This window comes from Litoribacter ruber (assembly GCF_018500185.1).
GTDB lineage: Bacteria > Bacteroidota > Bacteroidia > Cytophagales > Cyclobacteriaceae > Litoribacter > Litoribacter ruber.
Window position 1 is genome coordinate 75,764 of the sequence record NZ_JAHBGI010000008.1, and the last position, 20,784, is coordinate 96,547.

A 20,784-nucleotide genomic window follows, 5' to 3' on the forward strand; every position below is an offset into this window, starting at 1 on the left:
ATTGGCGTTTTACTTAATTTTATTTGGATTTGGTGTTTTCAAATATCATTTTTTGCACTTTGCTAGTTATAAAATGATATTTGGATTAACCTCATTTAACTTAGAAATAAAGTAAATAATAGACGTAATATCCAAATAATCTTGTGATTATATTTTCTAAGGTGTATATCAGGAGGAAAACTTCGTGGGACTTAAAGCAAAAAACGGGATGGGGAGGGCAAAATAAAAACCCCGGAGAGTTGGCTCCGGGGCTTCATGAAATAGTTACAACTACCAGGGCTATTTGCAGTGGTCAACTTGTTTTGTAAAAATATCAATTTGCTTTAAATCCTCAAAGCAAAATCTTGTTAAAATTTCAATAAAATCTATAAATATGAATAATTCAATTTATAGCTCAATTGCTATCTGATGCCTCAAAATATCCTCAAATGATTCCCTTTTCCGTATCAAATGGGCCTTGCCGTTTAAAATCATGACTTCCGCGGGCCTTAGGCGGCTGTTGTAATTAGATGCCATGCTGAATCCATAAGCTCCCGCATTTTTGATCGCCAAGATATCTCCCTCTTTCACTTCCTTCAATTTTCTATCCGCAGCAATCGTGTCTGTTTCGCAAATGTATCCCACTATAGTGTACACACGCTCAGGACCTTCCAGTCTGGAAATGTTTTCCACACCATGGTAGGCATCATACATCATCGGCCGGATGAGGTGGTTCAACCCGGAATCCACACCAATGAATGTCGAGGCAGGCGTGGCTTTGATTACATTGGTTTTTACCAATAATACCCCGCATTCACTGACTAGAAACTTACCCGGCTCAAACCAGATTTCAAGCTCCCGCCCGTATTCCTTACAAAACTCCTTGAAGGCAGCCGACACTTTTTCTCCTACCTCCAAAATATCCGTAGCGATATCTCCTTCCTTGTAGGCCACTTTAAAACCTCCCCCAAAATCAAGGAAAGTCAGGTCTTTAAATTCCCTAGCAGCATCAAAAAGGATTTCGGCACCTTTCAGAAACACCTCGGCATCCAGAATATCCGAACCCGTATGCACATGCAGACCCGTCACATTTAGCTTGTGAGCCTCCACTATCTTTAGGATGTGCTTTAACTGGAGAATGCTGATGCCAAATTTGCTATCAATATGTCCTACCGAGATTTTGGCATTGCCACCGGCCAAAATGTGGGGGTTGAGGCGGATACAAATCGGCACTTTGCTGCCATACTCCGTCCCAAAGTGCTCCAACATGGGAATGTTGTCAATGTTGATCATTACGCCCAAATCCACGGCTTCCTGGATTTCCTCAAACGAAACACAGTTTGGCGTGTACATAATTTCATTAGGCTCAAAACCAACATGCAGGCATAACTTGACTTCCTCTATGGAAACCGCATCCACACCGGTACCCGACTTTTTCATCAATTTTAGCACATTGATGTTTGAAAGGGCCTTGGTAGCATATTTGATTTTCAGGTTGACAGTGGAAAAGGCCTGTTTGAGCAGATTGACCTGGTCTATGATCTTTTGCCCGTTATAGACATATAATGGTGTACCAAACTCTTTGGTCAAGTCCAAAAGGGACACCCCCTGAATTTCAAATTGCTGATTGCTGATTTCCATATTTCCTTATTTGCCGACAAATATATAGATTGCCCTACAGGAATAAAAAATAGTTTGTGAATTCTCTCTACCCCTTCCGTCCTCGGTCTCCTGTCTTCCAATTCAACCCAAAACCTTGGTTAAATATTGTTAAGCCAATAGCCCCCAGTGGATTTATACTATAAATTTGTAACATGTCCAAAACCAAAATGAACATAGTGATCGTCTTGATGTCCATCGCCACGCTGGGGCTGGTGGCCTTCCAGTACTACTGGGTCAACGACGCACTGAAGATTAACCAGGAAAGGTTTGAGCAAAATGTCTATCAATCCCTTGCCTCCACGGTGGACAAACTGGAGAAAAGCGAGGCCAAGGACATGTTTCTTAACAACCTTATTCAGGACACGGCCATGCAGGAGTCATTTTTTCAACGCATAGAGCCAATTGAATTTACAGTGAGAAGGCGGCAGGTGAGCCGCAAGCGCCCATCTATGGTCGACAGCATATTTACGACCACCATGCCGGAGATTTCCTCCTCCTTTGAAAAGCTGATCCAGTCATACGGTGGTGACCTCGAGCTCATCGTGGATGTGGAAAGCTTTTTCACCTACATGCCTCCCTCCGTAGCCAAGCAGCATCTAACCCCAGATGAATTGGAAATCCTGCTCAACGAAAAAGAGAGGGAATACCAGTATCTGCAGGATCAATCCAGAGGCAACAGGAACAGACGGGCTTCTAGACCTGAAGTCTTTCAGAGTGAAATCGTAGAGGATATCAGGCTTCCCAAGGATGCTGCAGACCGTATCGTAAAGGCCAACCTCAAAATTGAAGTGATGGAAAAGGTGTGGAATGAGATGATGGAAGGGCAGAAAAAGATCATGGACAGGATCGATTCCGATGAAGTAAAACATACCATTACCTCGCAACTCGCCCAGCGTGGCATCAACCAGCATTTCAAACTTGCAGTATTGGATGATTCCGATTCTATCATTGGATTGAGCGACCCCAACCTGAAAGAGGAAATGCTATATGGGGGTATCAAAGCCAGACTTTTCCCCAGTGATATTGTGGGACGGGAAAATTACTTGCTGATCCATTTCCCGGAAAAGCAAAAGTTTTTGCTCAAGCAGGTATGGATGCCTTTGATGAGTTCATTGGCATTTCTCGTGATCATCATCGGCTGTTTTGTATACGCCATCAGGGTAATAATTCGCCAAAAGAAGCTTTCTGAGACGAAAAACGACTTTATCAACAACATGACCCATGAGTTCAAAACCCCCATTGCTACAGTGAGTTTGGCAGTGGAAGCTTTGCAGGATCCGGACTTGTTGAATGCTGAAAACTTCCGCAACCGCTATTTGGGCATCATCAAGGAGGAGAACAAAAGATTGGGAGTGCACGTAGAAAAGGTATTACAGGCGGCGGCACTTGATAAAAAGGATTTTAAACTCAAGTTTGAAAAAGTCAACCTTGCGGAAATTTTAGAGAAAGCCAAACAACATATCGCCCTGCAAGTTGAAAAGAGGGATGGGGTGATCAAGTCGGAAATAGATCTCAAAAACCCTTATGTACAGGGGGATCCTTTCCATTTGGCCAATATTATCAACAACCTATTGGACAATGCCAACAAGTATTCTCAGGATAAACCTGAGATCACGCTATCGGCATTTGAAGATGACCACAGAGTGGTGGTCAAGATCCAGGACAAAGGGATTGGGATGAACAAAGAAGCACAAAGAAAGATTTTCGATAAGTTTTACCGAGTGCCTACTGGCAACGTACATGATGTAAAAGGCTTCGGACTTGGATTGGCTTATGTCAAAACGATGGTTGAGGCACATAGAGGGGAGGTTTTTGTAGAGAGCGAACCTGAGAGAGGAAGTATTTTCACTATATATTTACCCAAAAAGAAATGAGCAAAGCAAAACTTTTAGTAGTAGAGGACGATCCTAATTTAGGGGATATATTGCAGGAATACCTAACCATGAAAGGGTACGACACCACCCTGTGCAAAGATGGGGAAGAAGGCTGGAACAAGTTCAAAAAGGACAAATTCAATCTTTGTATCTTGGATGTGATGATGCCTAAAAAGGACGGCTTCACATTGGGAAAAGAGATCAAAAAAGTAGAGGAAAACATCCCCATTATTTATTTGACAGCCAAAAATCTCAAGGACGATGTGATCGAGGGCCTCAAAGTAGGCGCGGATGATTACATCACCAAGCCTTTTAGTATGGAAGAGCTCCTGTTGAGGATTTCGGCCATTCTGAAAAGGACCATGCGAGGTAGCGGTGCTGCCAGCAGCCTCAAAAGCTACAAATTCGGAGATTTCACCCTGCACTACGATCAGCAGATCCTCGAAAGCCCGAACGGCAAAAACAAACTCACCAGTAAAGAGAACGAACTTCTCCGCCTTCTTGCCGCTGAAGTCAACAACAACGTGAGCAGAAGCCATGCCCTAAAGCAGATCTGGGGGGATGACAGTTACTTCAATGCCAGAAGTATGGATGTTTATCTCAGTAAGATCAGAAAGCTATTGAAAGAAGATCCCAAAGTGCAGATCATCACGCTTCATGGCGAAGGGTTTAAGCTCGTGGTCGGGGAGGTATAAATGAACGGACAAAACAGAAAAGACATATCAATTGGCCAGCTGGTCAATGTGGTCCAAAAGCAGGACCAGAGGTCCGGAGACCTTACCGAGGGGGTGGTCAAGGCAATTTTGACCAAATCTCCCTTTCATCCACATGGCATCAAGGTCAAACTTGAAGATGGCACGGTGGGTAGGGTAAAGGAAATATTGGAGGAATAAATCAAAAAGCCTCACCGATGAATATATAAAACCCGGTTCCTTCCTGCGTGAAGGCCACATCAAGCCGGGTGTATATATCTTTTTTGGGAAAAAGCAGAAACCGCAAGCCACCCCCAGCGGAAAAGACTACTTTTTTGAACGCGGAGGCATCAAATTCAGGAAAAACAGTGCCCGCCCCTGCAAAAACCGCGGCTCCTATCCTATCAGTAAAACCCAACGGCAAAGGTAAAAACCTATATTCCACCTGGCTTGCCAATTGGTGATTGTCCCTAAACCGGCCATAATAGTAACCCCTCATGATACTTTCACCTCCCAGCAGGGCCAACTGATTGAAAGGGACCTGTCCAAAATTAAATTGACCAAGCAATTGGGCCGCCAGAACGTTATTTTTGCCCATAGGCCGATAAATCCGGGTGTCAGATATCACGCTGGTAAAATCAAAGGTACTCCCCCAGGCCCCATCAAATTTTAACAAAGCCAGTTCCGAAAAGAAAGCATCACGGACATTCAATACATTGTGTCGTGAATCATATACCAACCCAAGCCCTAAACCCAAATTATTGCTCCCTTCATATCCCAGTGGCAATTCGGCAACGGTGTCCTCTGACCTGGGCACAAAATTCACAGAGGAGGTTCGTTGAAAGTCCAATTCCGGTCCCACGAAAAAGTTTTTCCCCACCTTTCTAAGGGCCCTCTCCTTTATGATAATCTGGTTGGCATCTACCCTGGCGGTGTAATCCTCGGGGGTATCCATTCCAATGCCATGATAAAACAGTGGAAAGCTTTGGACCCTGATTCTCCCTAAAAACAACCATTTATTCTCATCGGTATACAAAGCGTGGTCAAACCAAAGGCCGTATTGATTTTCCAAGGTAACGAAGGTGAAACCATTGACCTCACTCAGTCGGTTGGTGGTATCACGATTGGCATAATACACGTAAAGTGAGCTGAGGCCTATTTCCCAGCTTGTTTCCGGTGCATAGGCGAGCGTGGGATACACCAAAAACTGTGGACGGGTAATATCGCTGGTATCCATGAGAATACTATTGATATAACGCTTGAAAAGACTTTGGCCAAAACTGTTGGGAATCTGAACAAAGAGAGCAATTAGGACCAGTAAAAGTGTAAACCGAAATTTCATTAAAGAGAATTAGGCTGCTAAATTACAACTCTCTCTTAACTGTTGGACCAACAGAATAGTTATTTTTTTACCCTGCGAGGCAAGCAATTATTTAAATCGCACCACTTTGCCATGGGCTTTGCTAGTCATGGCATGAGGAATGGCCACTGTGATTTCTTCAAAGAGAAGCTCCACAAGCTTTTTCTTTAAAAATGAGCGGGTCAAAACTATGCTAACTTCCCGCACCGGCTGTTCGAGCCCAACAAAGGTTCTTAACCTGGATTTTTCTTCCTCATTGAGGTCATGCGTGGCCAGCTCAGGCAATAATGTCACCCCCTGGTATCTGTTTACCATATTTTTGAGGCCTTCAAGTGAACCGCTTTCATAGTGAAAATTCATCCTGTGAAATTTTGCCTGGTCGCAAAGGTTCAAAACCTGGTCCCTGAAACAATGGCCCTGCTGAAGCACCCACAGTTCATCATCCAAAAGCTCCTCAATTTCCACTTGCTTTTTTTCCAGTAATTTATGTCCAGGAGAAAGGAAGGCATAAAAGTTTTCATAAAACATGGGCTTCTCCAGAATCCCCTGTTCTGCTAAAGGAGTAACCACAATCCCTAAGTCCAACTCATCGTTTCGAAGTCTTTTTACCACTTCTTCGGTCACCATTTCTTCCACCTCCAGCTGCACATTGGGGTATTTTTCGATAAATTGTCTTACAAACAAAGGCAAAAGATAAGGGGCAAGCGTCGGAATAATCCCAAGCTTGATCACCCCACTAATATCACCCTTCAGAGCAGCTACCATTTCGTAGATCCCCTTGCTTTCCGACACTACCCTTTTGGCCTGCGCCAAGATTTGGGCACCGACTTCAGTAGGTATCACAGGCATCTTGGAGCGGTCAAAAATGATGATCTCCAATTCTTTTTCCAACTTGCTGATTTGTGCGCTCAAGGTAGGCTGGGTCACAAAACAGGCTTCTGCTGCATGTCCAAAATGACGGTGTTTATCTACGGCAAGGATGTACTCTAACTGCTGTATAGTCATGCTATAGGGTTTTTTACTTACAGGGCGTAAATATAAAAATGTTTTTTCCTTTTATTTAGATTTGATTTAAATAATGATTAATTTCGCCTCAAATTAAATCGCATCATGCTTAAAACACTCAAAAAAATTGTACTTGGGGCCGGTGTGGGGATGTTTTTACTCTCTTGCCAATCCAGTGACGAAAACATCGTAAATGTTTACACCCACCGTCATTACGAAGCCGACCAGCAGCTTTTCGATAAATTTTCTGAGCAAACAGGAATAAAAGTAAATGTAGTAAGCGCTAGCGCGGATGAATTGATCCAGAAACTTGAATTAGAAGGTGCCGGCTCCCCAGCCGATGTCTTGATCACAGTGGATGCAGGCAGGCTTTACCGCGCCGAAGACAAGGATTTATTGCAGGAAATCTCCTCGGATGTACTGGAGAGCAACATCCCTGAAAAATACAGAAGCCCTTCCGGAAAATGGTTTGGCTTGACTTACAGAGCAAGAATTCTGGCCTACAGCAAAGACAGGGTCAATCCAGAAGAGCTTTCAACCTATGAAGATTTAGCTGACCCAAAATGGAAAGGCAGAGTGTTGACCAGATCCTCTGAAAACATCTACAACCAGTCTTTATTGGCTTCAATTCTTTTGGCAAATGGTGAAGAAAATGCCAGCCAATGGGCCAAAAATGTTTTAGGCAACATGCCAAGATCTCCAAAAGGCAACGACCGTGATCAAGTGAAGGCAGTTGCGGCTGGGGAAGGTGATGTAGCCATTGTAAACACCTATTACATCGGCATCATGCTGAATGACTCCAATGCTGAAGAAAGAAAAGCGGCAGAGCAAGTTGGAATTTTCTTCCCTAACCAAGACGGAAGAGGCACGCATGTCAATATCTCTGGAGCGGGAGTGACAAAGCATGCTCCCCATAAAGAAAACGCTATAAAACTCATCGAATTCCTTTCTGAAGCGGAAGCACAAGGCATTTTGGCTAACATCAACTTTGAATATCCTGTGAATCCGGCGGTAGATCATTCAGAACTGCTCAAGTCATGGGGGGATTTCAAAGCCGACGAAATCAATTTGGCCCAGTTGGGAGCCAAAAACAAGGATGCGGTCATCATTTTTGACCGTGTGGGCTGGAAATAAGTATTAATCTGAAAGTATATAGTAGTCTTGGACATAGCAAAACAAAACTATTATTGGTGGAATAAATGGTCAGGAGCTGCAGTCATCATATTGATGGTGATTGCAGTTCCTGTATTTACGATCTTTTTTAAAATCTTTGAGCCTCCGGGAAACAGCTGGAGGCATTTGTCAGAAAACCTCCTGGCGGGGTATTTTCTCGACACCATCCTGCTTTTATTGGGGGTGGCATTTTTCACCTTTCTAATAGGTGTTACCTCTGCCTGGTTGGTATCCAATTATGATTTTCCGGGCAGAAGATATTTTGAATGGTTGTTGATTTTACCTTTGGGCTTTCCCGGGTATATCATGGCCTACACCTACACGGGCATGCTCGATTATGCGGGTCCGATTCAGTCTTTCCTCAGAAACAGTCTGGACATCCACATTACCGGAAGCCTTTTGGACATCATGAATTTGCCTGGGGCGGTTTTCATCCTGTCCATCACCCTATTTCCCTATGTATTTGTCATCAGCCGCTCCTCATTTCTTCAGCAATCCAAAACGCTCCAGGAAGCCTCGGCCCTATTGGGCAGCAGTCGCTGGAGGACTTTTCAAAAAGTGGCGCTTCCTCTGGCCAGACCGGCCATCGTAGGCGGGATCGCTTTGGCATCCATGGAAGTCTTAAACGACTATGGCACGGTGAAGTATTTTGGAGTCAACACCTTTACTACCGGAATCTTCAGGGCATGGTTTTCTATGGGAGATGCCACCACGGCCATTTATCTTTCCGCAATCCTGATGCTGTTTGTGTTCACCATCCTATATCTGGAAAGTCTTCAGCGTGGAAACAGACAGTTTGGAAACGCAAACTCCCTGACAAAACCTCTGGAAAGAGTGCAGATCAATTGGCAAAAGAAAGCGGTATTTACCACTTTCTGCACCATGCTGTTTTTGATAAGCTTTCTTATCCCCCTGATTCAGATCATCTATTGGGTCTTATTGACCTATGAAAAAGTTATCAACTATGATTTTTTCCTGCTGATTTTCCGCAGTTTTAGTCTGGCAGCAGGTACTGGCATTGCCGTGGTCATATTGGCCGTAGTGTTGCTTTACGCCCTTCGCTTGAGCCCATTCAAGTGGATGAAAAATGTGACTAAAATTGCAACACTTGGATACGCCATCCCGGGAGCGGTGATCGCTGTGGGCATAATGGTTCCCTTGCTGGGGTTTGATAAATGGGTAACCGGGATCATTTCTCCTGACAATGTGAGGTTGCTGCTTTCCGGAACCCTCTTCGGACTGGTTTTCGCCTACATCGTGCGCTTCATGGCCGTGGGATATAATCCAATCGATTCCGGATTTCAAAAAATAGGCATCCATATCAATGAGGCCAGCCGCCTACTCGGCAAAGGCTCGACCAAAACACTTTGGAAAATCGATTTGCCGCTGATCAAGCCCAGCCTGTTTAGCGGGATATTGCTGGTCTTTGTGGATGTTTTAAAAGAATTACCCTTAACTTTGATCCTTCGCCCGTTCAACTATCACACCTTGGCCACCAAGGCATTTGACATGGCCACCAATGAGATGATAGCCGAATCGGCCAATGCTGCCCTGATCATCATTTTAACCGGTATTATCCCGATTATATTTCTCAACCGGATGATCAGAAGAAAAGAAGCTTAGGATAAAAAATGACGATCTTAGAACTACAGTCTGTAGAAAAAAAATATAGCCAGGCCGAAAATTTTGCGGTCAAAGATGTATCCTTTAAGGTTACTTCTGGGGAGATCCTCGCCTTGGTAGGAGAAAGTGGTTCCGGAAAAACCACTTTGCTACGTTTAATAGCAGGTCTGGAGCATCCCGACAATGGCATCATATATCTTTCAGGCAACAAGATCGTCGAAGGCAGAAAGTCTGTACCTTCCAATCAGAGGAAGGTAGGAATGGTCTTTCAGGACTACGCCCTCTTTCCTCACCTCACCATACTAGAAAATGTAAAGTTTGGGCTTCCCAAAAACCTCCCAGACCCTGAAAAAGTGGCCAAGGACACCCTCAAACTGGTGGGGCTTTCCGAAAATTTCAGCAAATACCCGCACCAGCTTTCTGGTGGACAGCAACAAAGAGTAGCCCTGGCAAGAGCCATCGCTCCCCAGCCCTCGATATTGTTAATGGATGAGCCTTTCAGTAATCTGGACGCCATGCTCAAAGATCAGGTAAGGGAAGAAATAAGGCAGATTATCAAGAAAACCGGTGTGACGGCCATTTTTGTAACGCACGACACCAGAGATGCGCTTTCCACCGCCGATAGAATTGCCATTCTCCACAAGGGGCGTCTCCAGCAGATCGACTCTCCCCGCAACCTTTACGAAAAACCGGTGAATGCTTATGTAGCTAATTTTTTTGGCAAGCGAAATGAAATCCTGGCTACCCCAACTGTGGATGGCTTTTATACCCCATTTGGCTTTATTGCCGACGAACGCTCCAAACAATATTCCGAAAAAGTCAGGCTGCTTTTCAGACCCGAGCACGCCACACTATATAACGAGGTGGGTCAAGTATTGAATGGGTCGATTTTTAAGGTTTCTTATTACGGTGATCATCAAATTGTTAAACTTGCAGATGAGGATGGCAAGCGTGTCAGCATCAAGACTTCCCCACATTTGGATCTGAGCAACTTGACCCAAGTAGGGTTCAGTTTAGATTATTTTGAGGTGGAGCCTGCCTTTTAAGACCACAAAAGTGGTGTCCTTACCTATTTTTTTGGCAAAATGACCGCTGGTGTAATTTAAGCATTTTCATATTTTCAATTCCTTGAGCCAAAAACATGATCTTTAGCATGTTTTAAGACTTCTTTATTGCGAAATCTGGAAAAACACTAAAGTTTTGTTGTTAAAATTATTGATTTTGCTTCTTTTGTATTATATTTAGAATACTGTAATAGGAAAATAATGCCCTTATGACTCGAACAGTATTGTTATCGGTCACCTATTATACCCCATTTTATCACCTTGTAAATTCGTAATTATGTTTGAAATAATTCCATCTATTTGGCTAATTAATGGCAAGTGCGTCCGCTTGAAGAGAGGGGATTTTGCCACACAGGAGGTGATTTCCAACAACCCTTTGGAAATTGCGCAGGCATTCGAAGATCATGGCATCGAAAGGTTGCACTTGGTGGACCTTGATGGAGCAAGAAGAGGGGAACCTAAGAATTATCATATACTTGAAACTATTTCAGGATATACCAATCTAAAGATTGACTTTACGGGGGGTATCTCCACAGATGGCGATGTGATCAAGGTGTTTGAACATGGAGCTCTTACCCTTACAGCTGCTTCGATTGCAGTTAAAAATCCTGATAAGTTTACCCAATGGATGGTCTCTTATGGGCGCGAAAAAATTAACCTTGCCGCCGATACCAATCCTGTAGATCACAAGATAAAAATCCGTGGATGGCTGAAAAAGACAGAAATCGATCTTTTCGACCATATCCAATATTTCTATGACAGAGGGCTCAAGTACCTCAAGTGTTCTGACATTACCAGAGATGGTGTAATGGAAGGCCCTAACTTTGAACTTTACACCGAGATCCAGACCAAATTCCCCGACTTGAGCCTGATTGCCAGTGGGGGCGTGAGAAATGTGGATGATTTCAGAAGACTTAGAGACATGGACCTTAAAGGGGTGGTCTTTGGAAGGGCGTTTTATGAAGAAAAAATTAGCTTGGCCGACATCGACAAGTTCATGTCCGAAAAGGTGGAGAAATAAAAAAAGGAGATTAAATCTCCTTTTTTTATGCTTTATTATTTTACCTCAATCATTTTCTTTAAACTTATCCACAATGTATAGAAAGAGGTTGAAGGATAAGGTGGATACATTATCTTTCCTTACATCCTTTTCTCCGCCTTGCTTATAGATATTGTTACTAGCCCTTGGAGTGCTTTGCTTTTCCTTTACGGGATTAACTCTTTCAGACACCCGTGGCGTATTATATTCCTGAATAGCTTCTGGGCTTTCCATACCGAAATGTTCTTCAACACGTGGCTCCGGCATATTCCTATCTCCTTCATGGCTTTGCGCCATGGAAGTTACCGCCAGAGCTGTGCAAAACACCGCACTCAATGTAAATACTTTTTGCCAAAAAACCGAAATATTATTCTGTACAACCATTTTTGTTCTGAATTCTATATATTTCCAACGCCAACCTAGCAATGAAAGTTTCCAAATATACAAAATATAAAATGTGATGCAAACGATTGACTTTATTGATTTCCAAAAGGTTGAGATCAGAATCGGGACTATAATTGAGGCTCTGGACTTTCCTGAGGCCAAAAAACCAGCCTATAAGCTAAAAATTGATCTTGGTCCATTAGGGATAAAAAAATCCTCTGCGCAGATCACGGACCTTTATGAAAAAGATGACCTTATCGGCCGACAAGTTATCTGCATCTGCAACTTCAAACCACGCCAAATTGCTAACTTTATGTCAGAGGTGCTAGTTACAGGTTTTAGTGATGAAGGCGGCGCAATAATACTTGCCTCCTCTGACCAACCAGTGCCCAACGGGTCCAAACTTCATTAACCAATGATCAAACCACTTCCCCAGCCCTTGCTCCTTTCCGTGGTGGAAGGTAAAGTCATCCTTCAAGGTGAAACCTTCGATATTGACCATATCGTCACGGATACCCGAAAAATCACGGCAAGCCATAATTCCCTTTTCATCGCCCTCGCAGGCCCCCATTATAATGCTGTACATTACCTAGCCGAGGCATATGAGAAAGGGATCAGGATGTTTTTGATTCAAGAGGAACCAACTGACACTTCGAGCTTAAAGGAAGCCACCTTAATTCTAGTCAAGTCAACCCTAAAAGCCCTCCAACAGATCGCTGCCTATCAGCGGAGACATTTCAAAGGACGGGTAATTTCCCTCACCGGCTCCAATGGAAAAACTATTGTTAAGGAATGGTTGAGCCAGATTTTGGGCGAAAAATATTTTCATTATAAAAGCCCAAAAAGCTTCAACAGCCAAGTGGGGGTCCCCCTATCTATTATGGGAATCAAGGAAGGGCATAAATTGGCTATCTTGGAAGCAGGAATTTCCAAGCCAGAGGAGATGGAAAATCTCGAGACTATCATCAAGCCCAACTTGGTAATTTTCACTAACCTGGGTTCCGCCCATGCGGAAGGATTTGAGAGCAAATCCCAAAAGTTGAAAGAAAAAGCCAAGCTTGCCAAAAATGCGGATTTTATTATATATCGAAAAGAACATGCAGAGGTAGCCCACTTTCTGGAGGGCAATTTTGCGGATGCCAACTTGATCTGTTGGTCGGATAGTGTGGGAGTAGATTATTGCCTTACGGTAAAGCAGCAGGATGAGCAATCCAAGATTGTTTTGTTACAACCCAACCTCCAGATGTTTACTTTCACGGTACTTTTCAGCGATCAGGCAAGCCTTGAAAATATCCGCCATGTGATAGCAGCAGCCTTGTCGCTCGGCATGACTCCTCCGGAAATACAGAAGGGACTGCAAAACCTCCGGCCGCTGGATATGCGCATGTCAATCAAGCAAGGGATAAATGATTGCACACTCATAGACGACACCTACAGCAACGACCTAGAAGGCCTAAAAGTCTCCTTGGAATTTATGCAGCTGCAGCGGCCAAAAAGACGTAGAGTTTTAATTCTCTCCGACTTTCTCCAAACCAATCAAGCAGATACCTACGCCGCAGCCGCCGATCTCATACAACAACATAGAGTGGATAAAGTCTATGCGATTGGGGAGCGGATTACCCATTTGCGGGATTATGAGGATTTGAACTGCATTTTTTTCAAAGACACAGGGGATTTTTTGGAAAACCTTTCTCTAGAAGATTTCCGACAAGATCTCATACTGATAACCGGAGCTAGGAAATTCCAGCTGGAAAGGATTATCCACCAATTGGAACAGAAAGTTCATGGCACGTCCTTGGAAATCAACCTGAATGCGTTAGCCCACAATTTTCATTATTACAAAAGGCAACTTCATCCCCACACCAAGGTCATGGTGATGGTGAAGGCGTTTGCCTATGGGGGCGGTTCGGCCGAAATTGCCAATATGCTCGAGCAGGTAAAGGCTGACTATCTGGCCGTGGCTTATACGGATGAGGGCATTTACCTCCGGAACCATGGCATCACCCTTCCCATCATGGTACTCAACCCTTCTCCGGAATCCTTTCCCCTTCTTTTCACCCATCAGCTCGAACCTGTGGTCTACAGCTTTTCAATGCTTCAGCAGTTGGGGGCTTTTATGGAGGATAAGGAAAGTGCTATAAACATTCACTTGGATTGTGATACAGGCATGCACCGTTTGGGCTTCATGGAAAATGAGGTAGATCAACTGAATGGCTTTTTGATGCAGCACCCGAATTTGAGAGTGGCCAGCATCTACACCCATTTGGTGGGAGCCGATGACGATCATTTCAAGACATTTTCCCAAAACCAGCTGGATACCTTTTCCAGAATGGCTGAGCAAATTTGCTCAACACTGCCCGACCGTCCCTTATTGCATGCCCTTAATTCTGCTGGAATCATTAATTTCCCACAAAGCCAGTTTGATATGGTCAGGCTGGGAATTGGGCTATATGGAGTGGAAGTCACAGGTAAGCATGAACCCCAACTGCTAGCCATTAGTACGCTGAGAACGACGGTTTCCCAAATTAAAACCTTGCCCGAAGGAAGTACGGTTGGCTATAGCCGAAAAGGCCAAATGCCCAATGGAGGCCGAATTGCCACTTTGGCTATTGGGTATGCAGATGGCTATGATCGGAGATTTAGCAACGGCAAAGGGCATGTTCTAATTAACGGTCAAATGGCCCCTGTGATAGGTAATGTGTGTATGGACATGACCATGGTAGACATCACCGGTCTGGAAGTCAAAGAAGGCGACCAAGCGGTAATATACGGCGAAGGCATCTCTCTCAAGGAACTGGCAACTTCCATCGGTACGATTCCCTATGAATTGCTAACCAATATCAGCAGCAGGGTAAGAAGGGTGTATTATTCTGAATAAACGATAGGTCTATGGATTAGACCTATCGCTTGTATCTTTTTTGGCGGGGGAAATATTTCCGAGCCCTCTCCTCAAAAGGTTTTTTGCCTCATTGGCCGCTTTGTTTTTGGCTTCCTCCACTTGGCGGTCGGCCTCACGACGTACGCTGTCTCGGGCCATATCGGCTTTTTGCTTCAGTTCGTTTTTGAGGCTATCCTCCTTGGCTCTGTATTGTTCTACCACATCAGCTTGCACCTGCTGAATCTGATCCTCCACACGCCCCCTTTCTGCGTCCACTCGTGAGCGAACGGCTTGGGTAAGGAGATTCTCAATACTATTCCCCCCAGCCAAGTTAAATCTAGGGTTTTGGTAAGAACCACCGAGATTTATGGCCACCGGAATTATAGTTGACTCAGCACCGGCACCGGCACCTGAAATGGTTGAAAGCAAATTGTTCACCTGCCCACCAAAACGTCCTGCAGGAACCTTCATGTTCAAAAGGTAATTAATAGTCCCGTCAAAACCTGTGCTTCCCTCTATGCTGGTTTCATAATCCCACAACCTCACAGTAAAAGGACTCACCAACAGTCGACCGTCCTCAATCTTAGTACTCAACACTACATCACGGAAATTAATGGATTGGGTATCTCTCAATTGCGTCAAAGATGTAATCCCCTGAATCAGTCTGCTATCCTCCACAGCGGCTTGAATAATTTTAATCAAACCGCTGCCATCCAAGCTGGACAGTACCGGCATCATATTAGGCCCAAGGTCGCCACTCAGGGCAAAATTAGTATTGAAATTTCCTTTTACATTTTGGGCTATGGGAGCAAAGGCCTGCACCGTGTTGAGGGAGGCAAAGGCTTCCTGAATGCTAACAGCATCAACCTTGAAATTCATGTCAAAAGATGGGGCTTTGATATCCCGTGAATCGTAGGTACCATTAAAAGTCACTTGGCCACCTAGTGTCTGCGTGGCCACGTCCTGAAGAGAAAGCACCCCGTCCCTAAGGGCCATCCTCCCACGGGCATTTTGCAGGACCAAATTATCATACAATACCTCATCAACTGCCACCGTCATGGCAAAATCTATATTTCTCGGCAATTCGATTACCGACAAAGAAGCAGTATCCTGCGTTTCATCGTCTCCAGTCATCCATTCATTGACATCAAATTTTGGCGACTTGATATCCAATTGTCCCTTCAGCACCTGATCCTGACTCATGGCATAAGCGATATAATTGCTCAAGCTACCAGAGGCAGTCACGGGGCTCTGACCTAGCCTTGCGTCAAAGTTTCGTAGGTTGATACTGTTAGGGGAAAAATCTGCTTTGGCATTTTTGATCCGCACACCTTGTGGAAGGTCCAGATCAGTATAATATAGATTCATGATTTCCACATCTCCACGTGTATCCACACGGTCATATCGCCCGGCTTCTACATCGACATACCTTCCTTTGGTATCAATATCCGCGCGGATCTTACCTTCCATGATTACATTTTCCATTGGGAAAATAGCCATCATTTTACCCAAATCCACGGTCCCATGCAGGCTACCATCCCAATTGAGTTGCTTAAGATGGGACACTTTCATGTTGCCACTAATAGACTCGCCCTCTAGATCAAAACCAAACTGGCTAATATCGACCTGCAAGTCATCCATGTTCCCGGTATTGTTAACAATACTGGTGTGCACCTGGAGGTTTTCGATAGGTGCAGGATATTCAGCGTTTCTCACAAAGCCATTTCTTAAGTTCATCGTCGCATTGATGGCGGGGATTCTATTAGAGGCACTGTCGTATCTCCCCTTGGCAGTGGCATCCACGGATAAGGTTCCGCGAAGCTCTGTCCCTTCGATTGGGAAGATACTGGTCAGCTCCTCCAGGTTAAGAGAGCCTTTTAGCTGCCCATCCATATCATAAGTCCTCAAGTTATCCACAGCCAAACGGCCTGAAACGGGATTCTGGCCAAAATTCATCCTAAATACAGGAATCTGGACTTGTGTGTTATCCACATCGGAGGTGCTATTCCTTACCAGCATTTCCATATTCACATCGCTGACAGGCCGTGGAAGATCTGGGTATTGAAACATCCCATCCTCGACTTTTAGCGACATTTCAAAGGATGGCATATTCTGCTCATCATAAACACCTCGCACAAATCCCGCAAAATCCATGGTGCCTGAGGTCTGCAAACCTTGGAAATTCTCATTATAAATACCGGGAACAAGTGAAAGTATGCTTCTAAAGGAATTATCCTTTCCCCCAAATGCCAAATCCATTTCAATGGCATCGGTAGGCATGGCCAGCCAGCCGGTCATATCAAAATTAAAATCATTGAGCCGGAAATCACCATCTGAGAAGGCAAACCTCATCTGGTTCATATCCACATTGATCTTCGTATCACCTTTGAACCTCTTATGCTGGAGGTAATTTACCCCCTCATAATCCACTCTTACGATATCTGCACGGGCATCCGCATACAAGTCATAAACATCAAGGGTGAAATCCCCCTCCCCGTCCATGTCCACATTGGCCAAAGCCATAAAGAAGTCCCTTTCCCGATCATCATACACGAAGTTCAGGTCTTTTACCTCAATTAGGTTGATGCCCATCCGGAACTCCGACGGCTCGGCGATAGCTTCATCACCGGTATCCACGGCGATATCATAATTAGCCCTGCCATCTTCCAGCACCTTAATGTACATGGAACCTCCCAGAAGGTGTATGCCGCTTAACTCAGGATAATCATCGAAAAGTACCGAACGCAGATTGACATCAACCTGCAGGGAATTGAGGTGCATCAAGGTGTCGTTTTCGAAGGGTTCATTGCCCCGAATGCCAAACTCCCTAATTGTCGCGCTTACATTGGGAAAGCGACGGAGCAAGCTAAGGCTTACCTTGTCGTAGTCATAGTAAACCTGGGCATTTACAGAGGCCGCAATTTCCTGGTCTATGCGTGCAAGGATTTTATCTTTAAAGAAAAAGGGAATGGCAATCAAAACCAGAATGATGAATAAAAAAATACTTCCTGTAATTATGAGTGCTTTTTTCATGAGAACACGTGTAGTTTAAGGGATTATCGCCAAAAAGAGGCCAACATCTATAACGTAAAAAGCCTTCCAGATGATTTGGAAGGCTTTAATATTTTCAATGCTGCGAGCTTATACAGACATTAATTTGAAGTGATAATCTGATGAACTGTTTTTTACATGAGTAATTTCTTTTCTCAGGTGATAAAACGCCTCCAACAAGAACGCATTCTGAAGTTTTCCGGCATCAATAGCCTTGAAACCGATGAGTTCGATAAGCTTTTTCACCCTTGTTTTTTCATTTTCACAGTCGCCGCAGAAGTAAGTTTCCTTCAACAGCTCCAATGGATCTGATTTTGGGTAATCCAATCCGAGGTTGTTAAAAGCTTTATATATCTTCTGATGGCCGGCAGTCTGCTGAATGTAGGTAGTGTTGCATCCAAGATCCGGGCAATACTGTCCGTTGGTGCAATCGATAATGATTTTTTCTGAATTGTTGGAGTTGTTGAGGCAGGAAACTATTTTGGGTAAGTACTCATTTTCGCAGCATAACATTACTACATCGGCACTTTCTATAGCTTGGCAATATCCAAAGAGCTTGTCTTTCTGCATTTCAAGAATCTTCCATTCTATCTGCTTTGGCTCAAACTCGTCCCGCACACCGAAAATAACATCCACACCTCGGGACATATATTTGTTCCCTAATGTTACGGCTAATTTCGTTCCTCCTATTATTGCTAATTTCATTCTAATCTAGTTTAGTAAATTTAACTAAGCTCTATTGGTTAACGCTGTCTTTTGAGTATTGTGTTATTAGGTGAATAAAAACCTCAAAGATTTTTTTGCTACTGCCTCATAGCCTTTTCGTTAATCTTCTGAAATGTAGCGAAATACACCAATAATACCAAATTAATTACCGATAAAATGGTTAAAATATAGCACAATACAATTAATCATTCAAGAAATCCTTAATTTTGCCTGTGAAATACCTTAGGATTTTTTGAAGATTTTGATCTCTTCCAACATTTCTTCGTGAATATTGCCATTGCTGGCTATGATATTTCTTCCAAACACATGATTGGAACCTCCGTCAAAATCAGTCACTTTACCCCCAGCTTCTGACACAATGATCGCTCCTCCGGCCACATCATACGAGTTGAGGTTATACTCAAAATAGCCCTCCACACGTCCACACGCTACATAGCACAAATCCATAGCGGCACTACCCAATCTACGCACCCCGTGGGTCTTCTTCATCATGTTGGCCAATAAAGCCAAATACCTTTCCATCAATCCAAAATCGTAATAGGGAAAGCCCGTAGCCACCAGGCTGTCTTCCAAAGTAGGCGCCTTAGAAACCTTTATAGGTTTACCGTTGCAGAAAGCGCCCCCGCCCTTTTGGGCATAAAAGCACTCATCCCGATTTATTTCATATACCACACCTATCTGTAGCTCATTCTTGTGGATAAGCGCTATACTTACAGCGTACACAGGGATGCCATGGACAAAATTGGTAGTGCCATCCAGAGGATCTATGATCCAACTGTAGGCCTCCCCATTGCTTTCTGCAGTTCCCTCCTCGGTAATGAAACCAGCTTCAGGCAAAATTTGGCTCAAGTTATCCACAATTATCTTTTCGGCCTGCTTATCCACATAGGATACCAAATCATTGAAACCCTTGTGTTCTACTTTATCCACATTAAAACTTTCGCTTTCCTGCCGGATAAACTCACCGGCCTTTTTAGCTGTTTCTTTTGTTCTTTCTAAAATGACATTGAAGTCTAACATTATGCTTTGGGGTTTTTTCCAGCCACAGTAAGTACAATTTCTCCCTTGATGGGATGCTGGGTGTAATACGCTATTACTTCATCCAATGAGCCAGCGATGTTCTCCTCAAACATTTTGGTAAGCTCCCGGGAAACACAGGCCTGCCTATCACCACCAAACGCTTCCTTGAACTGCTCCAGTGTCTTCATGAGCCTGTGAGGTGACTCATAGAAGATCATCGTGCGCTGTTCCTCGATAAGCGCCTCAATGCGGGTCTTTCTACCCTTCTTATGGGGAAGGAAGCCTTCAAACACAAAACGGTCGTTAGGCAGTCCAGAATTGACCAAAGCGGGAACGAATGCTGTAGCTCCGGGCAGGCAGTTAACCACAAGGCCTGCTTCCCTAGCGGCCCTTACCAGCAAAAACCCCGGGTCGGAGATAGCAGGCGTGCCCGCATCACTGACCAAGGCCAATTGCTGGCCCTGTCTCATCCTATCAATCAGCTTTTCTACAGTCTTGTGTTCATTGAAAATGTGATAGCTTTGAAAAGGTCTTTGTATTTCAAAATGCTTTAATAACTTCCCCGTAGTGCGGGTATCCTCTGCCAGGATAAGATCCACAGATTTCAGCACATCCAATGCGCGTAAGGTGATATCCTGGAGATTGCCAATGGGGGTAGGGACCAAATAGAGGTCAGGCCTGGTAGCTTCACTCATACTTAAAGCTTATCGATGGCCTCAGCCAATTTGCGGTCCTTGTCAGTTACAGTATTGCCGGCATCATGAGTAGTCAGCTCTATATCCACTTTGTTATATACATTGCTCCAATTGGGATGGTGCTGATGCTGCTCGGCCAAAAATGCCACTCGGGTCATAAAAGCAAACGCTTCCTGAAAATCCTTGAATTCAAAACTCTTTCTTAATCTGTTGTTTTCTTCAGCCCACATAGGTTTACATTTTTTTAGGTTAAAGTGAAATAACTCCCTCAATGGATGAGGCTCTCTCATACACTTCCAGCACAGCATCGCTGCTAGGCATCATGGCCTTGATCGTGGCGCTCACATAGGTCCCCTTGGTGGATTCCTTTACCGTCATGTCACAATTGGGTAGCAAGGCCGCTATCTCATCCTGTCTGCCGTTAGGAAGGATAAATTTAAACATATAAATGGAAGGAAAGTTGGTTTGAGCCTCCAGCTTTTCCTTAAAACTCTCCTTATCAAATTTCTTCTGCATGTTTTCTTTAATTAATAAATGTACTAATCTGCATTTATCCCAG

Annotated in this window: 19 protein-coding genes; 9 read left to right on the plus strand and 10 right to left on the minus strand. The window is 44.1% G+C overall.

The features are described from left to right. Nucleotides 1-387: 387 nt before the first annotated feature. Nucleotides 388-1,620 carry a diaminopimelate decarboxylase gene (lysA, locus tag KIH41_RS12140; RefSeq protein ID WP_214162555.1) on the minus strand — a complete coding sequence of 411 codons (1,233 nt, stop codon included), beginning with the start codon at nt 1,618-1,620 and terminating at the stop codon, nt 388-390. 173 nt (nt 1,621-1,793) lie between these two features. On the opposite strand from lysA, the gene KIH41_RS12145 reads away from it, so the two are divergent. Genes KIH41_RS12145 through KIH41_RS12155 form a run of 3 tightly spaced genes read left to right on the plus strand, consistent with a single transcriptional unit; the run spans nt 1,794 to nt 4,408 of the window. Beyond that, nucleotides 1,794-3,515 carry a sensor histidine kinase gene (locus tag KIH41_RS12145; protein ID WP_213944444.1) on the plus strand — a complete coding sequence of 574 codons (1,722 nt, stop codon included), beginning with the start codon at nt 1,794-1,796 and terminating at the stop codon, nt 3,513-3,515. Then, on the plus strand, nt 3,512-4,210 hold the full coding sequence (locus KIH41_RS12150) for a response regulator transcription factor (protein WP_213944443.1): 699 nt from the start codon (nt 3,512-3,514) through the stop codon (nt 4,208-4,210). Before KIH41_RS12145 ends, KIH41_RS12150 begins: the two co-directional genes overlap by 4 nt. After that, nucleotides 4,211-4,408, plus strand: a complete 198-nt coding sequence (locus KIH41_RS12155; RefSeq protein WP_213944442.1) for a YwbE family protein — start codon at nt 4,211-4,213, stop codon at nt 4,406-4,408. Between the two features lies 1 nt (nt 4,409). Here the strand turns inward: KIH41_RS12155 and KIH41_RS12160 are convergent, their stop codons facing one another. After that, nucleotides 4,410-5,549 (minus strand): BamA/TamA family outer membrane protein, encoded by a 1,140-nt coding sequence (locus KIH41_RS12160; protein WP_213944441.1) that lies wholly within the window; start codon nt 5,547-5,549, stop codon nt 4,410-4,412. An 87-nt stretch (nt 5,550-5,636) separates the two neighbouring features. Next, the gene (locus KIH41_RS12165) at nt 5,637-6,572 is read right to left on the minus strand and encodes a LysR substrate-binding domain-containing protein (protein ID WP_213944440.1); all 936 of its coding nucleotides are present in this window, start codon (nt 6,570-6,572) and stop codon (nt 5,637-5,639) included. Between the two features lie 150 nt (nt 6,573-6,722). Between KIH41_RS12165 and KIH41_RS12170 the strand changes: the two genes are divergently transcribed. The 4 genes from KIH41_RS12170 to KIH41_RS12185 all read left to right on the plus strand — a co-directional run bounded on the left by KIH41_RS12170 (nt 6,723) and on the right by KIH41_RS12185 (nt 11,453). Beyond that, the gene (locus tag KIH41_RS12170) at nt 6,723-7,706 is read left to right on the plus strand and encodes a Fe(3+) ABC transporter substrate-binding protein (RefSeq protein ID WP_394369811.1); all 984 of its coding nucleotides are present in this window, start codon (nt 6,723-6,725) and stop codon (nt 7,704-7,706) included. 27 nt (nt 7,707-7,733) lie between these two features. After that, nucleotides 7,734-9,368 carry an ABC transporter permease gene (locus KIH41_RS12175; RefSeq protein WP_213944438.1) on the plus strand — a complete coding sequence of 545 codons (1,635 nt, stop codon included), beginning with the start codon at nt 7,734-7,736 and terminating at the stop codon, nt 9,366-9,368. 8 nt (nt 9,369-9,376) lie between these two features. Then, nucleotides 9,377-10,414 (plus strand): ABC transporter ATP-binding protein, encoded by a 1,038-nt coding sequence (locus tag KIH41_RS12180; protein WP_213944437.1) that lies wholly within the window; start codon nt 9,377-9,379, stop codon nt 10,412-10,414. Nucleotides 10,415-10,709: 295 nt separating this feature from the next. Next, nucleotides 10,710-11,453 (plus strand): 1-(5-phosphoribosyl)-5-[(5-phosphoribosylamino)methylideneamino]imidazole-4-carboxamide isomerase, encoded by a 744-nt coding sequence (locus KIH41_RS12185; protein ID WP_214162556.1) that lies wholly within the window; start codon nt 10,710-10,712, stop codon nt 11,451-11,453. Nucleotides 11,454-11,498: 45 nt separating this feature from the next. Here the strand turns inward: KIH41_RS12185 and KIH41_RS12190 are convergent, their stop codons facing one another. Further along, nucleotides 11,499-11,855, minus strand: a complete 357-nt coding sequence (locus KIH41_RS12190; protein ID WP_213944435.1) for a hypothetical protein — start codon at nt 11,853-11,855, stop codon at nt 11,499-11,501. Between the two features lie 76 nt (nt 11,856-11,931). Here KIH41_RS12190 and KIH41_RS12195 point away from each other — a divergent pair, with 76 nt between their 5' ends. Together KIH41_RS12195 and KIH41_RS12200 are read left to right on the plus strand one after the other, a co-directional pair. Beyond that, nucleotides 11,932-12,267, plus strand: a complete 336-nt coding sequence (locus KIH41_RS12195) for a tRNA-binding protein (protein WP_213944434.1) — start codon at nt 11,932-11,934, stop codon at nt 12,265-12,267. A gap of 3 nt (nt 12,268-12,270) precedes the next feature. Further along, nucleotides 12,271-14,733 carry a bifunctional UDP-N-acetylmuramoyl-tripeptide:D-alanyl-D-alanine ligase/alanine racemase gene (locus KIH41_RS12200; protein WP_214162557.1) on the plus strand — a complete coding sequence of 821 codons (2,463 nt, stop codon included), beginning with the start codon at nt 12,271-12,273 and terminating at the stop codon, nt 14,731-14,733. A gap of 9 nt (nt 14,734-14,742) precedes the next feature. On the opposite strand, the gene KIH41_RS12205 is transcribed toward KIH41_RS12200, so the two are convergent. The 6 genes from KIH41_RS12205 to KIH41_RS12230 form a co-directional block, all read right to left on the minus strand. After that, nucleotides 14,743-17,766: an AsmA-like C-terminal region-containing protein gene (locus tag KIH41_RS12205; RefSeq protein ID WP_214162558.1), complete on the minus strand. Its 3,024-nt coding sequence runs from the start codon at nt 17,764-17,766 to the stop codon at nt 14,743-14,745. A 108-nt stretch (nt 17,767-17,874) separates the two neighbouring features. Then, the gene (locus KIH41_RS12210) at nt 17,875-18,489 is read right to left on the minus strand and encodes an NADPH-dependent F420 reductase (protein WP_213944431.1); all 615 of its coding nucleotides are present in this window, start codon (nt 18,487-18,489) and stop codon (nt 17,875-17,877) included. A gap of 243 nt (nt 18,490-18,732) precedes the next feature. Further along, complete coding sequence (locus KIH41_RS12215; protein ID WP_214162559.1) at nt 18,733-19,530, minus strand: inositol monophosphatase family protein; 798 nt, start codon at nt 19,528-19,530, stop codon at nt 18,733-18,735. Continuing rightward, nucleotides 19,530-20,225: a 16S rRNA (cytidine(1402)-2'-O)-methyltransferase gene (gene rsmI / locus KIH41_RS12220; RefSeq protein WP_213944429.1), complete on the minus strand. Its 696-nt coding sequence runs from the start codon at nt 20,223-20,225 to the stop codon at nt 19,530-19,532. The genes KIH41_RS12215 and rsmI overlap by 1 nt, the downstream gene beginning before the upstream one ends. Nucleotides 20,226-20,227: 2 nt before the next feature. Beyond that, a complete protein-coding gene (locus KIH41_RS12225; RefSeq protein ID WP_213944428.1) occupies nt 20,228-20,455 on the minus strand; it encodes a 4a-hydroxytetrahydrobiopterin dehydratase in 228 nt (75 codons plus the stop codon). Between the two features lie 19 nt (nt 20,456-20,474). Then, on the minus strand, nt 20,475-20,741 hold the full coding sequence (locus tag KIH41_RS12230; RefSeq protein ID WP_213944427.1) for a DUF493 family protein: 267 nt from the start codon (nt 20,739-20,741) through the stop codon (nt 20,475-20,477). Nucleotides 20,742-20,784: the final 43 nt, after the last annotated feature.